Source organism: Arthrobacter sp. 3Tela_A (genome assembly GCF_049311025.1).
Taxonomy (GTDB): domain Bacteria; phylum Actinomycetota; class Actinomycetes; order Actinomycetales; family Micrococcaceae; genus Arthrobacter_B.
In genome coordinates this window covers 20,804-34,582 of the sequence record NZ_JAXIOM010000008.1, presented here as the reverse complement: position 1 = coordinate 34,582, position 13,779 = coordinate 20,804, and the positions used below count along the sequence as shown (strand labels likewise).

At 62.2% G+C, this 13,779-nt stretch carries 12 protein-coding genes; 2 read left to right on the top strand and 10 right to left on the bottom strand.

Annotated elements, in window-relative coordinates; genetic code table 11:
* Positions 1-84: 84 nt before the first annotated feature.
* The 8 genes from TVC13_RS04375 to TVC13_RS04340 form a co-directional block, all read right to left on the bottom strand.
* Positions 85-2,052 carry an acetoacetate--CoA ligase gene (locus TVC13_RS04375; RefSeq protein ID WP_422400015.1) on the bottom strand — a complete coding sequence of 656 codons (1,968 nt, stop codon included), beginning with the start codon at positions 2,050-2,052 and terminating at the stop codon, positions 85-87.
* Positions 2,049-2,657, bottom strand: a complete 609-nt coding sequence (locus tag TVC13_RS04370; RefSeq protein ID WP_422400014.1) for a cupin domain-containing protein — start codon at positions 2,655-2,657, stop codon at positions 2,049-2,051. Before TVC13_RS04370 ends, TVC13_RS04375 begins: the two co-directional genes overlap by 4 nt.
* The gene (locus TVC13_RS04365) at positions 2,654-3,670 is read right to left on the bottom strand and encodes a fumarylacetoacetate hydrolase family protein (RefSeq protein WP_422400013.1); all 1,017 of its coding nucleotides are present in this window, start codon (positions 3,668-3,670) and stop codon (positions 2,654-2,656) included. Before TVC13_RS04365 ends, TVC13_RS04370 begins: the two co-directional genes overlap by 4 nt.
* A gap of 145 nt (positions 3,671-3,815) precedes the next feature.
* A complete protein-coding gene (locus tag TVC13_RS04360; protein WP_422400012.1) occupies positions 3,816-4,619 on the bottom strand; it encodes an ABC transporter substrate-binding protein in 804 nt (267 codons plus the stop codon).
* 41 nt (positions 4,620-4,660) lie between these two features.
* Positions 4,661-5,710: a fumarylacetoacetate hydrolase family protein gene (locus TVC13_RS04355; protein WP_422400011.1), complete on the bottom strand. Its 1,050-nt coding sequence runs from the start codon at positions 5,708-5,710 to the stop codon at positions 4,661-4,663.
* Positions 5,711-5,722: 12 nt separating this feature from the next.
* Positions 5,723-6,661, bottom strand: a complete 939-nt coding sequence (locus tag TVC13_RS04350) for a VOC family protein (RefSeq protein ID WP_422400010.1) — start codon at positions 6,659-6,661, stop codon at positions 5,723-5,725.
* Positions 6,662-6,703: 42 nt separating this feature from the next.
* Complete coding sequence (locus TVC13_RS04345) at positions 6,704-8,209, bottom strand: bifunctional 3-(3-hydroxy-phenyl)propionate/3-hydroxycinnamic acid hydroxylase (protein ID WP_422400009.1); 1,506 nt, start codon at positions 8,207-8,209, stop codon at positions 6,704-6,706.
* 96 nt (positions 8,210-8,305) lie between these two features.
* Complete coding sequence (locus tag TVC13_RS04340; RefSeq protein WP_422400008.1) at positions 8,306-9,682, bottom strand: aldehyde dehydrogenase family protein; 1,377 nt, start codon at positions 9,680-9,682, stop codon at positions 8,306-8,308.
* A 142-nt stretch (positions 9,683-9,824) separates the two neighbouring features.
* Here TVC13_RS04340 and TVC13_RS04335 point away from each other — a divergent pair, with 142 nt between their 5' ends.
* A complete protein-coding gene (locus TVC13_RS04335) occupies positions 9,825-10,838 on the top strand; it encodes an ornithine cyclodeaminase family protein (RefSeq protein ID WP_422400007.1) in 1,014 nt (337 codons plus the stop codon).
* Between the two features lie 22 nt (positions 10,839-10,860).
* Complete coding sequence (locus tag TVC13_RS04330; protein WP_422400006.1) at positions 10,861-11,880, top strand: dihydrodipicolinate synthase family protein; 1,020 nt, start codon at positions 10,861-10,863, stop codon at positions 11,878-11,880.
* Positions 11,881-12,045: 165 nt separating this feature from the next.
* On the opposite strand, the gene TVC13_RS04325 is transcribed toward TVC13_RS04330, so the two are convergent.
* Both TVC13_RS04325 and TVC13_RS04320 read right to left on the bottom strand, forming a co-directional pair.
* Positions 12,046-12,462 carry a PaaI family thioesterase gene (locus TVC13_RS04325; RefSeq protein ID WP_422400005.1) on the bottom strand — a complete coding sequence of 139 codons (417 nt, stop codon included), beginning with the start codon at positions 12,460-12,462 and terminating at the stop codon, positions 12,046-12,048.
* A complete protein-coding gene (locus TVC13_RS04320; RefSeq protein ID WP_422400004.1) occupies positions 12,459-13,679 on the bottom strand; it encodes an acetyl-CoA C-acyltransferase in 1,221 nt (406 codons plus the stop codon). Before TVC13_RS04320 ends, TVC13_RS04325 begins: the two co-directional genes overlap by 4 nt.
* Positions 13,680-13,779: the final 100 nt, after the last annotated feature.

Sequence of the window (13,779 nt, the reverse complement as noted above, 5' to 3'; positions counted from 1 at the left end):
TGCTTCCAGGGGCCGGCTCGGCTTCTCCGAAGAGGCCCGCCGGCGTGCAGGCGGGCCTCTTCGGACACCGGACTAGTAGTCCGGCTAGGTTGCCACGCTGTGGCGTCCGGCTGCGAACCGAGCGTACTCTTCGAGCAATTCGGGGTCGTCGACTGCACCGAGGTCCGCGACGGCGTCGAGCGCAGCACCCTGCAGGAGGCGTTTCACCGGGACTTCCAGCTTTTTGCCCGTACGGGTGTGTGGGATCGCAGGCATGAACACGATCTCGTCAGGCAGGTAGCGGGCGGAGAGACTATCCCGGATGGACTTCACAATCGCAGCCTCTGCCACCTCGGGGGTGGCACCGTCTGCGAGCCTAACGAAGAGCGGCATATAGTATTCCGTGCCAAGCTCGGCACCAATGACGAGGGCTTCAGCAACTTCCGGAAGAGACTCGACGGCAGCGTAGATGTCCGCCGAGCCGAGCCGGAGTCCGTTGCGGTTGAGCGTGGAGTCGGATCTTCCGTGGATGAGGATCCCGCGCCAGGTGAACTCGATGTAGTCGCCGTGCCGCCATACTCCCGGATAGGTCGAGAAATAGCTCTCGTGGTAGCGGCTGCCGTCGTCGCCCCAGAACTGTAGGGGCATGGACGGCATGGGCTGGGTAACTACGAGCTCGCCTTTCCCGGTGGTGGGTCTTCCGGCGTCGTCCCATGCCTCCGCCCGGACCCCCAGGGCGGGTGCCTGAATGTAGCCGACCCGAACAGGCAGTGTGGGTGATCCGCCGACAAAGACCGACGCGATGTCCGTGCCGCCACTCATCGAGCTCAGCCAGATATCGCCCACATGGCCGTATACCCAGCGGTAACCGTCCGCGGACAGCGGCGAGCCGGTGACCTGGAGTGAACGCAGCGCGGGCAGGTCATGATCGTTCATCGGCGACAGTCCCGTCTTGGCACAGGCGTGGACAAATCCGGCACTGACTCCGAGAACCGCAACGTTCTCTGCAGCGGTCACCTGCCAGACCCGGTCCGCCGAGGGGAACGTGGGGTTTCCGTCCACGAGCACGGCCGTCGCCCCCACGCCAAGGGCGGAGATCAGCGAGTTCCACAGCACCCAGCTGGTCGAGGCCACGTTGTAATACCGGTCACCCGGCCGCAGGTCCGAATGGATGAGGAGCATCTTCAGCTCCTCGAGCAGCGCGCCGCCGTGACCGTGCACAATTCCCTTGGGAATACCAGTGGTCCCGGAGGAAAAAAGGACCCACAGCGGGTGGCTGAACTCGACGTCGTTATACACAGGATCCGCCGGTACGGCCACGGCCTGTTCCCAGCTGAGCGCCGGCACCGGCGTGTCGACTGGTGGAGTGGAACCGTGACGGGTCACCCAGATGATTTGTTCAGCGGTTGGAAGCTGGGCGAAGATCTCCCGGAACTCTTCCCTCCGGTCACGTTCCTTGCCGCCGAGCCAGTAGCTCGGCGCGGCAATCACAACCTTTGGGCCCAGTTGACTAAATCGCGAAACGATCGCTCCCGCGCCGAATTCAGGCGCACAGATGGACCACACGGCTCCGATCGAGGCCGCAGCCAGGAACCCGGCAACAGCCTCGGCCACGTTCGGCAGGACGGCCACAACCCGGTCACCCGGCTCAACGCCCTGCTCGCGCAGGTGCTTCGCCAGGGAGGCAACCTCGCTTCGCAGCGTGTCCCAGCTAATCTCTTCCCTGGACCCGTCTTCTGCGACGGCGATGAGCGCAGTGCCCTGATGGCCATCAAGCAGATGGCGAGCAAAGTTCACTGTGCGTCCGGGAAACCATCTCGTGTGCGGCATGGGCTCCGGCGTGCAGACGGGCCCATCGGAACCACCGAAATCCACTCCGGCGAAACGGGCGAAGAGCTCCCAGAAGGTCCCTGGATTATCCACCGACCACTGCCAGATCTCGTCATAGTCCTCGCCTGTGTCGACGCCCTGGGTTTGCAGGAAATGGACGAATCGTCCTATCCCCGTGTCTGGGACGGCAGCGCCGGGCTCCCAGATCACGTCGCCGTCGGCGGCGCTGGCATCAACTATCATGCGCGCTCCAAGGAATGGGATTGCTCCTGACGCTTCGCCGCGATTTCCGCAGCCGACACCGGCTCGGTTCCGATCAGCACGAAAAGCAACCGGGCTGTGCGGTCCGTGCGATTGGACCAGGCATGGCTGGTGGCACGCTGCACGGCTACGTCTCCTGCACGCATGGTCGTTTCACCTTCATCGACCATCAAAGTGATCTCACCATCGAGTACAACCGCATAATCCAGTGAATCGGTTCGGTGGAACCAGAAGTGTTTCCCCTTGCTGTGCTGCGCGCCGGCTTCGGCCTCTTCATGCCCGTCAATTTCGCTGAAGACCACGGACTCGGCTTCATCCGGGTAAACAGAATCCGGTGGGAAGTCTGCGATGCGCAGGATCGTTTCGCCCGTGCCGGGAAAGCTGGGGATATCCGCTTCTGCAGCGGCCGGGTCCTCGTCACTTACGTGGTCGATGGGACCTTGGGTGATCCACGGAACGGTTGCGCCGAAACCCGGAATCACATCGGAGGACCAGTGATTCGGTGCCGGCCCGTCCGAGAGGATGACGGCGCGGCCCTGGTCGTCGTGTCCGGTAACAACACGGCGGACGGGAGGTCTGGTGCTCATGCCTGCCACTCCTCGTGCGGGTAGGGACGGGGCTCTGGCCACCACGGGGCCTTCTCACGCTCGGTGGATATGGGAGTGCGCAGCGTCCCGACACCTTCGAGCTCCAGCTCAATGACATCGCCCGGCTGCAGAAAGCGCCCGATCTCGACCCCGGCTCCGAACCCCATGGTGCCGGAGCCGATGATGTCGCCCGGCTGCAGGCGGTCGGAAATGGAGACGTACGCCAGAAGCTCGGCAGGGGTGTAAACGAAGTCCTCAACCTTGGTATCGGAGAGGACTTCTCCGTTGACGCGGACTTGCCCCTTCAGTCCCTCAACCGAGGCAATTTCATCCATAGTGACTACCCACGGGCCGATGCCGTAAGCAAAGTCCTTGCTCTTCTGCGGCCCCATTCCAATGGGCATCTCTACGCCCTGCACGTCGCGGGCGCTGAAGTCGTTGAAGATGGTGATCCCAAAAAGGTGGCTGGGGGCTTCATCCGGAGTCAGGTCGCTGCCGGACTTACCGACTACGTAACCGACCTCCAGCTCCCAGTCCAGGGCCTCAGTGAAGTCCGGGTACGCAAGAACCTCGTTATGACCCAAGGACCTGGCAGTGGTCCCCTTAAAGTATCCGGGCCGCTGGTAGATCGAGCGTGAAGGCTGCGCCTTGGCGACGATGCGGTGGAAGTTCTGAATGTGCTGTTCGAACGTCAGCCCGTCGCGGATGACCGGAGAATCCACTGCCGCCCGCCAAGAGACCTCGTCGATGGCGAAGGAGGCGTCGTCCGCCGCCGCCAGCGCAGCATGAGCGGCGTCAAGGAAGGCATCTCCTCCGCCAATCCCCGCCGACAGGCTGCCCGGCAGCATGGTCAGCGCAATTGCCCGGGCGCGGTCCGGATCGGCGGCTTTCCGCTGCAGGGTCAGCGCGTACGCACGGGCCAGGTCAACAACCCTCTCCTCTTCGGGCAGGGCTGCAACGAGCCGGATTTGTTCGCCGTCGGGCGTTGCGACGGCGACTCTCCCTAGCTTCATGTTTTCTCCTCAGTAGATTTCTGGATCTTCGATGCGATACGTACAGTATCGCATCTTGTGTGCGCGATCACAATGGTTGTGAATGTCGACGTGCATCGAAAGTGCCGGCCCATTCCTTGGCGGCCCTTGGGCGTCGCTGCAGAACTCAGGGAACGGTTGAATCCAGGGCTCGTCGGAGCGGCCCCGGATCCCAGAGCTCCGCTAGCTCGATGTCCACGGGCAGTAGTTCGAGGCTCCGGCGAATGTCCGTTAGAGCAGCGAGACCGGCGGAACTGACTTCCAGAGTGTCCGGACGTGCATCCCACGCCGCTGATGCCGCTTCGTCTGCGAAACCGTATAGCGACAAGAACGCCCTGCCTTCCAGGGACGAAAGCCATCCACAGGACCGCACACCCCATGCCAAGGCACGCAGATATTCCTGAAGTTCATTCGAATCGGCAACCCCCGCGCGCACCACCAGCCCCTGACCGGGAAAGTCCAAAAGCAGGCAGTTCAGGTTCGCCAGGCATTGCATGCCCTGGGCCGAAGCCAGTTCACTGAACGGCGGACCGAGTAGCGTCGCATCCACGTCCCCGGCGACCAGAGCATCGAACCGTTCCCGCACCCCGCCCACAGTTACATACTGGACCTCGACGCCGGCAGAACGGAGAACCCGCCGGGCGGCCAGCACAAATCCGTTCAGAGGTGCATCCACCCCAAACCGGCACCCCTCAAGTTCCGCGAGGGATCCTGCGCTCCCCCGCGCATAGACCTTCAGCGGCGTGGTCTTCTCGACTTGGGCGATGAGCCTGACATCGGCTCCAGCCTCCGTCCAGGTGAACAGGTTATCGATGGCCGTGATTGCCATGTCCAGTTTCCCGGCCATCAAGCCTTCCAGCTGGGATTCACTTGAAACCGCTTGGCTGGTCTCAAGGTCCAATCCGCCAAGCATCCCCTGATGGCCTGCCATAAGGAAAGGGACGGGTGGAACGAAATGGCTCTGTTTCAGGCTCACTGTTCGGCGTTCTTAATCGCCGAGCCAGCCGGCCGCCTATCGGCGTACCACGCCGGCAGACTCCCGCTCGGAGCTCGAACGACCGTGCGCTGGGAACCCAGGCCTGAGATCGATGCGTCCATAACATCGCCGTCCCGCAGGAAACGGTTCCAGTGCGAGCCGTTTCCAGGCGGCGAACCGGTCAGCAGAATGTCACCGGGCTGCAGCTGGGCTACCGATGACGCATAGGCAATCAACTCCGGCACACCAAACAACAGATCGTCCGTGCAGGCATCCTGCATAAGCATGCCGTTGAGGCTCAGCTTTATCCGAAGCATTGCCGGGTCATCCACGAACCGGGCTGGAATCAGATAGGGGCCAGTTGGGAAAAATGTCGGCTGATTCTTCGATCGGAACCAGTCGGTGCCCATCATCGCAATATCACTACGCGGAACCAGTGTCCGAGCCGTGATGTCATTGACGATCGTATATCCCGCTACATAGTCCATAGCGTCAGCAGTGGCGACCCGATGCGCTGGCTTCCCAATCACCACCCCCAACTCGAGTTCCCAATCGACATTTCCACCGACGTCCGGTAACTGAAGGTCATCGTAGGCCCCGCAGGCAGCAGAGGGAATTCCCGTCCACACGTAAGGATCACCTGCCCGGGCTCGTTCATCCGTCTCTGCAGCAGCCTCAATCCGAAGCTCGGCCTCGTTCGCCCCTTCGGAACCGAGCCGGTGAGCCACACTGATCTCGAGGACATGCTCGCGATAGTTCGCACCGGCCGCAATGAAGGTTCCGACTGGCTGCACGGGCGGCAGGACACGCAGTTCCCGGAGCGGGTGCGTTGGAAGTGCCGCTGGCTCTAGGGCCTGGAGCGTATCCAGATTGCTGTCCCAGCTAGCGAAAAGATCTCTGATCTGCCTGACTTCCGGCAAAACGAATCGGAGATCTACAACTGAGTCTCCGAAAACCACACCAGGGATCGTTTCTCCCGCGAGCTCAAAGGAACCAAGTGCAAAGCCCTTCAGACCGGCCATTTCACTTACCGTTACTTCAGCCACACCAACCGCCCGTCAGACCGGCGGGGCTACGTACAAGCCCTTGTCCGGGTCGTTAAACATCTCCTTGGTAATAAACTCATCCATTTCCCCGCCGGTACCCCACTGATCTGATGTCTCCGGCTCCCGGACGTCAAAGATGCTGGGATGCCAGGTATCCTCGTCGATCACGTCCAGTTCTGTGGTGTACTCCATCGTGTTCCCGTTCGGGTCGACGAAGTAGGTGAAGGTGTTGTCACCGGCGCGGTGCCGCCCCGGACCCCAGATCTTCCGGAAGCCCGCACGCATAAGGCGGCCACTGCCCCGCATGTATTCATCGATTCCGCGCAGTTCAAATGACGCATGCTGCAGTGAAGCGTGCGGGCCCCGGGCGATCGCCATGCTGTGGTGCTGCGCATTGCAGCGCATGAAATAGAACAGGTCGCCCGTGTGCGGGTGGTTCAGGGTGTCGGACAGACGGAAACCGAGGTGCTGCTCGTACCAGGCGCGCATTTTTTCCGGCTCGGGCGAGTTCAGCACGACATGCGAGAGCTTGACCGGGATGTCCTCACGCTCTTCGATTTTGCGGTGCTGGCGCGTTTCGACGTCGCTGGAAACCTCAATGGTGCGGCCTTCAAGATCGAAGAACCGGAAACCGTAGCCGCCTCCTAGCGTCTTTACATCGTCCGGTTCGCCAACCAGTTGTACGCCCTTCGCAATGAGGTCGGATGCGAGCTGGTCGACTGCAGCGCGGTCCGCGGCACCGAAAGAGACGAGGTCAAGCCGTTTCTCTTCGGACTTGCGGACCCGAACCGAGTACTTTTCGGGTGACCCCTCGGCCGCGAAGTAGGTAACGCCGCCGTCGTCTTCCATGACGGTGAGCCCCCAGTGGTTCTTATAGAAGTCCACCTGCTTCTGGTAGTCGGGTACGGCGATATCAAAGTGCCGCAGGTGGGTGATCGGACTGAATGCCATGGTGATCTCCTGTCTCATTCCGCTTTTGGGCGGGGTTTGGATCTAGATGGAAGCCGGGACGGCACGGTTTACGGTCGGGATGCTGCGAACAATGCGTTCGAGTTCCTGGGGAGTGTCCCCGAGGCCCAGGATGTAGTGGTCCGGCCGCATGACAACCGCGGCTGCACCGGCTGCTTCAAGAATCTGGCCGGTCTTAGCCGTATCGAGGAGTACAACGACGTCGCCGTCGTCCTCCAGTTGCGCGCGCAGCTCAGGGGCAACTGCCCCGTAGAGGTCCGGTGAAGTAGCCACCAGAAAGTGCGTGCCGACCATGTCGTCCAGGCGGACTCCGTCGGCGAGAATGGGTTGGATGCCTAAATAGCCCGCCCTCTTGTCGGTCCCCCCTTCATGGAGGCCCGGACCCAGGGCCGGAGATACCGGGGCAGAAGCGGCGGGATTGCTCCGGATGAACTCATCCCGCTGCTTCGCCACGTCGGCGTCGGTCGTCTGGATGAAGCCGGCGGCAGTAGCTGCCTGCTCCACCCAGAAACGCGCGTGGGGCTTCCGTTCGGATTCGTAGGTATCCAGCAGTGCCGCATCCGCTGCCTCTCGCTTAACCAAGTCAAGCTTCCAGACGAGATTGGCCACATCCCGGATCCCCGCGCAGAGACCCTGGCCAAACAGCGGGGGTGCTTGATGGGCGGCATCTCCCGCGAGGAAGATATTGCCTACCCGCCACTGCTCGGCGATGCGCCCCCGGAACGTGTAGATGGATTGCCGGTCAGCGGTGAACTTGTCAGCAGGCAGGACGCCGCGGCTAATCCGTTCCACAGACTCCGCCGTGACGATATCCTCGGGGTTGTCGCCAGGCATCAGCATAAATTCCATCCGCACCCTCTCACCTGGCAGGCGGATCCAGAGGGCGGGCCGTGTGTGGTGACCAAGGAAGATCATGTCGGTTGCCAAGCCGGGGCTGTCCTTCAGGATCCCGTCAACCACAAGCCACTGGGCATCCTCGCCGATGCGTTCGTTCCTGATTCCTAGCGACTTGCGGATCTCCGAACGGGCGCCGTCTGCCGCAATGACCCAGCGTGCCAGTATCCGGGATTCACGGCCATCAGCATCGCGTACCGTGACTTCGACGCCGCCGTCGAAGTTCTCGACGGCGGTGGCCGCACTTCCGCAGCGAAGCTCCACACCGGGCAGTTCATGGACAACCGCACGGAGCAGATTCTCCACATCCGGCTGGTGGAAGGTGAGGTCGTCATGCCATGCCTGGCTCCCGAGACGCCCGGTGGGGACGGAGACCAGCACCTCCCCGGCCTCATTCTCAATGTGCATCGAGGCCATTGGCAGAGTTACCTCGGCGAACCGTTCCGCAACACCCAGTGACTGGAGTGTGCGGAAGGTTTCGCCGTCGAAGTGCACTGCACGGGCCGTAGGCCAGGCCGCGGTTTCGCGCTCCAGGCCAATGGCGGTCAATCCCGCCCTGCCAAGCAGCGCCAGTGCGGTCACGCCCACCGGGCCTCCCCCAATCACCACCACGTCGACTTTGACTGCGTCGGTCATTTCGTTCCTTCGGTTCAGTACGTTTCGTTTCGAAAGAATGTAACACCCATCACATTCCACTGGCAAGCACTCCGGCGAACCGCCCGCTGGGTTGCGTTAGGCCTTCCAGACCGTCTTAAGGTTGCAGAATTCGCGGATTCCTTCTGCTGCAAGTTCCCGGCCGAATCCGGAACGCTTGATCCCTCCGAACGGCAGCTCCTGGTTGGAAACTGTCATGCCGTTGATGAACACGGCCCCGGCCTCGAGATTCTCCATAAACCACCTTTCTTCCGCCTCATCGCGGGTCCACACGGCACTGGACAGACCGAAGGACGTCTGGTTCGCAATGCGCAGGGCATCCTCCCTGTCCTTCGCACGGTAAAGCGAGGCAACGGGCCCGAACGCTTCTTCCTGAACGAGCCGCATATCCTCGCTCAGACCGGCCACAACGGTAGGGGCATAGAAGAAGCCATCGCTGTCCGGCACGATTCCCCCCGCCAAGATCTGGGCCCCCCGGCCCCGCGCATCCTCCACAAGCTCGACCAGTTCGTCGCGGCCCGATCGGGTGGCCAACGGTCCGACCTCAGTCTCGGGATCCAGGGGATCTCCGACGACGAGGCCCGCCATCCGCTGTGCAAATTCAGCGGCGAAGGCATCATAGACGTCTTCGTGGACAATGAAGCGCTTGCCTGCGATACAGGACTGCCCATTGTTATTGATCCGGGCCCTCACGGCGACGGCTGCCGCTTCGGCAATATCTGCGGTCGGCATCACGATAAACGGATCCGATCCGCCCAGTTCCAGTACGGACTTCTTTACATGATCGGCTGCGATGGAAGCTACAGAACGTCCTGCGGGCTCCGAACCGGTCAGCGTGACCGCCTTGACCCTGGGATCAGCCAGTACACCGGCAACCTCCGCACCCCCGATCAGCAAGGTGCGGAAAGATCCCTTTGGAAATCCCCCCCGCTCAAAGAGCGTGTCGAGAAAGAGCGCAGACTGCGGCACGTTCGATGCGTGCTTCAAAAGCCCGGAATTGCCCGCCATCAGCGCGGGAGCGGCGAACCGGATGACCTGCCACAGCGGATAGTTCCACGGCATGACCGCAAGCACCGTGCCGAGAGGCTCATATCTGGTCCATGCCCGCGAAGCGCCCACGGCAGCGGGATTCTCCAGCGAAGTCCCGGAAAGGAATGCTTCCGCATTATCTGCGTAATAGTGCATCGCTTTGGCGGACTTTTCCACCTCGGCGACGGACTGTGCGATCGGCTTGCCCATCTCGACGGTAATCAGCTTCCCAAGTCGGCTTGCCTCCTTCATGAGCATCTCGGCGGCGGCGCGCATCCACGCCGCCCGCTGCTCGAACGTTGTGCCCCTCAGCTGCACAGCGGCTTGGGCAGCCTCGCCGATCCGGACCTGGACTTCTTCTGGCGAGTGGGGCTCGAACTCTTTTTCAATCAAGCCGGTGGTCGGGTTCACGGTTGCAATTCCCATATTCTGAGTACTCCTCCTTGAGACGGGGTTGTGCTGACGAGTATATGGGATACGATTCGTATCGAATGCAATACCCGGTTCAGTATTTTCCCGGCCCCGCTCCCAGCGTTAGCGGCCGGCTTACACGCAAAGGAGCGAGGCCGTGGGCGCCGAGGGTGAACTGCCACAGAATCTTCCGCTATTCCTGACCGATTCCGATATCGCCAAGCTTGCAGACTGGCCCGAAGCTATCCGGGCCATCCGGGCCGCCTACCGCTCCGCAGACGATGAGGCCCGCACACCGGGACGGATTTTTGCGCAGTCAGAACGCGAATGGATGCGGATAATGCCCTCCGTGCCCGGAAGCGGCCAGATGTTCGGCGCGAAATCGATAGTTGGGTCCTTTGCCGACGGACTCCGCGTCAGCTACCTCATTTCTCTCTTCGACAAGGACACTGCAGACCTGGTCGCGTTGGTGGACGGGAACCGGATCACCGGTTTGCGCACCGCAGCGACTTCCGCAGTGGGAGCCTCGACCCTGGTGCCGCCGATGCCGTTACAGGTGGGAGTTATCGGTTCGGGCTTCGAAGCGCGGTCGCATCTCACGGCACTGTCCCATTTGGTTGAGTTCGCCGGCATCCGCGTATTCAGTCCTACTCCCGCTAACCGTGAGTCGTTCGCCCGCGAGTTCGAAGGCCTGTCCGCCGCGGGGGCCGTCGCAGTCGGCTCGGCCCGGGAGGCGGCCGAGGGCGCGGATCTCATCCTCTGTGCGGCACGATCCAGGGACGAATCGCCCACACTGCATAGCAGCTGGGTGGGACCGAACACCGCCATTATCTCCATCGGCTCCACCACTCCGGCACAGCGCGAACTTCCGGCGGACCTCATCGGGCGCGCCGCCGTCATCGTCGTCGACACCTATGACGAGGTGGTCAACGGCAGCGGTGACATGATCATTGCCCGGGCAGAGGGAATCGATACGGATTCTGTGGTTGTCACCCTAAACGCCGCCCTCTCCGGTGAAGCCGTAATCGACCCGGGCCGGGGAATACGGATCTACAAATCGACAGGCTCCGGCCTGCAGGACATTGTCATTGCCGAGATGCTCGTCAATCGTGCGCGAGCGGAGGGAATAGGAACCGTTCTTCCCGTCGGCATCGTCACTACTAGAAAATAACCAAGCATTAAGGAGAAAACCCATGGTGGATTACACCAGGACTGAAGCCCGCGCCTGGGCGAAAGAAAAGTTTGCGGGCACAATCGCCGTCACGCACCCTTCCTATACGCCCGATTTCTCTGGAATTAACGAGAACGCCATCCGGCACGACGTGCTCAAGCTGAAGGAACTCGGCTTTGCCGGTACCCTCCTGGTTGCCGAAGTGAACGTCACGGTCGAGGAATACGCCCGGATTGCAGCTGTTGCACGCGAAGCCGCCGGACCGGACTTTGCGCTCTTCTTCCATGCAATCTTCAACACCCTGGAAGAGAACATCCGTGCTGCCAAACTGGCCGAAGCCGCCGGCGTCGACCGCGCGCTTCTGGCCTACCCCGCCTCCTTCTGGCCGACCTCCCACGACCAGGTATTCGATTACACCAAAGCGTTCTGCGATGAGACGGGTCTGGCAACGATGCTGTTCCCGCTGCCGGCCTGGGGGTTCGAGCGCATCCACCCGGCGGGCATGGACGTAGCCTTTGTTCGACGTGTGCTGGACGCTATCCCGAACATCGTCGCTATCAAGGCGGAGCAAGCCTACCCCGGCATCCCCGGAGTGATGGAGATGTACCATCACTTCCGCGATGAGGTTCTGATCTCCTGTCCGATCGAGGCAGAGACCATCCCCTTGATGTCTGCGCTTGACTTCCAGTTCTCCGGCACGAGCAACACGAACTGGATGAGTGACTACTATCCGCGCGCCTTCGAGCTGGGGCGCACTGGCAAGTGGGAGGAAGCGATGAAGCTGTACTGGCAGGTCCATCCAGCCCGCCAGGCCAACAGCGCCGTATCTGCAACCTCGACGCCCGGGACCAACATGATCAACCGGACCCAGTGGAAGTACCAGGAGTGGCTCGCGGGTTTCAACGGAGGAGCGCTTCGCGCCCCCTCCCCCAAGCTGCCCGACCGCTTCATGAAGCAGCTACGCGCATCACTGGTGGCCTCGGGCCTGCCGGTCACGGATTCTCCGGACGAAGAGTTCGTGCGGGGCCGCGTCCCGGCCTGACACCCACGGACCAAGAGGTGCCTGTCCGCCGTTCCCCTGACCGTGACCGGGAAACCCGATTTACGGTCAGGGGAGCGGTTTCGCGTAGGGCCGGCTGCCCCCATACAACGGAACCCATCGTTCGGCACTCGAACGATGGGTTCCGTTTGCGGGAGCGCTGCGCCCCTAGCTGGCAGGTGTGCGGAGTGCGCGGCCGGTTCCGCGGTAGATGGCCACGGTACGGTCCCCGGCGCGGACGACGACGTCCACAATGACCCGGCGCGATTCATTGAAAGTCACCTCAGCCTTAGCAACCAGACGCTCACCAACATAAGCCGGGGACAGATACGCAATGGATGCATCAGCGGTCGCGATGCTGGGACCGAGGGTGTTCGCTGCCATCGCAAAAGCGGTGTCTGCAACACTGAAAACGAAACCACCGTGGGCGATGCCGTGCCCGTTAGCCATCTCTGGCTCCACCTTCAGGACTGCAACCGAACGGCCCCCGCTGGCGCCTTCCACCGTGACGCCCAGTCGCTCCAAGCTCCGGTCGGATTCCAGCATGGAACGGGCCGGATCGTCAATGCTCATCGTGGTGCTCATGAGAGCCGCTCTATTGCCATGGCCATGCCCTGACCCCCACCAACGCAGAGAGTTGCCAATCCCAGCGTGGCGTCCCTGGTCTGAAGGCCATTAATCAATGTGCCAACAAGCCGGGCACCGGTGGCGCCGAAGGGGTGACCAAGCGCGATTGCCCCGCCGAACGGATTGACCTTCGTCGGGTCTGCCTTGAGCTTTCGGACAACCGGCACCACTTGGGCGGCGAATGCCTCATTCAATTCCACGATGTCAATGTCATCGATCGACAATCCAAGCCGAGCCAGAAGGCGCTGGGATGCATCCACCGGGCCCAGCCCCATGATCTCCGGGGAAAGGCCGCTGGCAGTTGTCCCCAGGATGCGCGCCAACGGGGCAATCCCTAAATCCTCCGCTCGGCCGGCACTCATCACGATGAGAGCGGAGGCACCGTCGTTGAGTGGGCTGGCGTTACCTGCAGTGACAGTGCCCGAGGCATGGAATACCGGCCTCAGCCCGGACAACCCGTCCATGGTTGTTCCAGGGCGCGGGCCGTCGTCGAACATCACCACGCTGCCATCCGCTGTGGCGACCGGCACGATTTCACGGGCAAAATACCCGGCGTCTGCGGCTTGCGCCGCCCTGAGCTGTGACTCCAGCGCCCATTCATCCTGGTCCCGCCGGGTGGTACCCGTAGAACGAGCCACAAACTCGGCGGTTTTACCCATGTCGATGTAGATGTCCGGCAGCTCACCGCGGGTCCGGGGGTTTGACCACTCCGCCCCGGATTCGAAGAGTTCGCGGGACCGGTTCCCCGCAGCCGCAAAACCTGGATAGGGCGAGGTCGTCACTGGCGGGGTGGATGACGTGGACTCAACACCCGCGACCAGGAATGCATCACCGTCCCCGGCGCGCACAGCCTGAGCTGCCATCGCCGTCGCCTGAAGGGACGAGGCACAAAAGCGTGTGACCGTAGCGGCAGGGAGATGGTCCATCCCCGCCATAACCACAACCCGGCGGCCAATGTTGTCCCCCTGTGCCCCCTCGGGAACTGCGCAGCCCATGTAGGCGTCCTCCAACCCGGCCGGCTCAAACTCAGGCACGGCCCCGAGGGCCCCCTGAATGGCAGCCAGTGCAAGATCCTCAGGCCGCTCCCCTGCGAAAGAGCCCTTACGGGCACGTCCAATCGGCGTCCTGCGGTAGGCAACGATGACCGCGTCCTGACGGGTGATTGCAGGGCTCACGGGGAACCGTCCTTTCGGGAGGATCACGCGCTTCGCCTGAGCTTCGGGCGCGGGATACGGGGGCATCAGACATAGATACTATACGCACCGTATCGAATCC

Excerpts from the sequence above, each read along its gene's own strand:
- TVC13_RS04375 (WP_422400015.1), bottom strand. The coding sequence starts at position 2,052 with ATGATAGTTGATGCCAGCGCCGCCGACGGCGACGTGATCTGGGAGCCC.
- TVC13_RS04370 (WP_422400014.1), bottom strand. The coding sequence starts at position 2,657 with ATGAGCACCAGACCTCCCGTCCGCCGTGTTGTTACCGGACACGACGAC.
- TVC13_RS04365 (WP_422400013.1), bottom strand. The coding sequence starts at position 3,670 with ATGAAGCTAGGGAGAGTCGCCGTCGCAACGCCCGACGGCGAACAAATC.
- TVC13_RS04360 (WP_422400012.1), bottom strand. The coding sequence starts at position 4,619 with ATGGCAGGCCATCAGGGGATGCTTGGCGGATTGGACCTTGAGACCAGC.
- TVC13_RS04350 (WP_422400010.1), bottom strand. The coding sequence starts at position 6,661 with ATGGCATTCAGTCCGATCACCCACCTGCGGCACTTTGATATCGCCGTA.
- TVC13_RS04345 (WP_422400009.1), bottom strand. The coding sequence starts at position 8,209 with ATGACCGACGCAGTCAAAGTCGACGTGGTGGTGATTGGGGGAGGCCCG.
- TVC13_RS04340 (WP_422400008.1), bottom strand. The coding sequence starts at position 9,682 with ATGGGAATTGCAACCGTGAACCCGACCACCGGCTTGATTGAAAAAGAG.
- TVC13_RS04330 (WP_422400006.1), top strand. The coding sequence starts at position 10,861 with ATGGTGGATTACACCAGGACTGAAGCCCGCGCCTGGGCGAAAGAAAAG.
- TVC13_RS04325 (WP_422400005.1), bottom strand. The coding sequence starts at position 12,462 with ATGAGCACCACGATGAGCATTGACGATCCGGCCCGTTCCATGCTGGAA.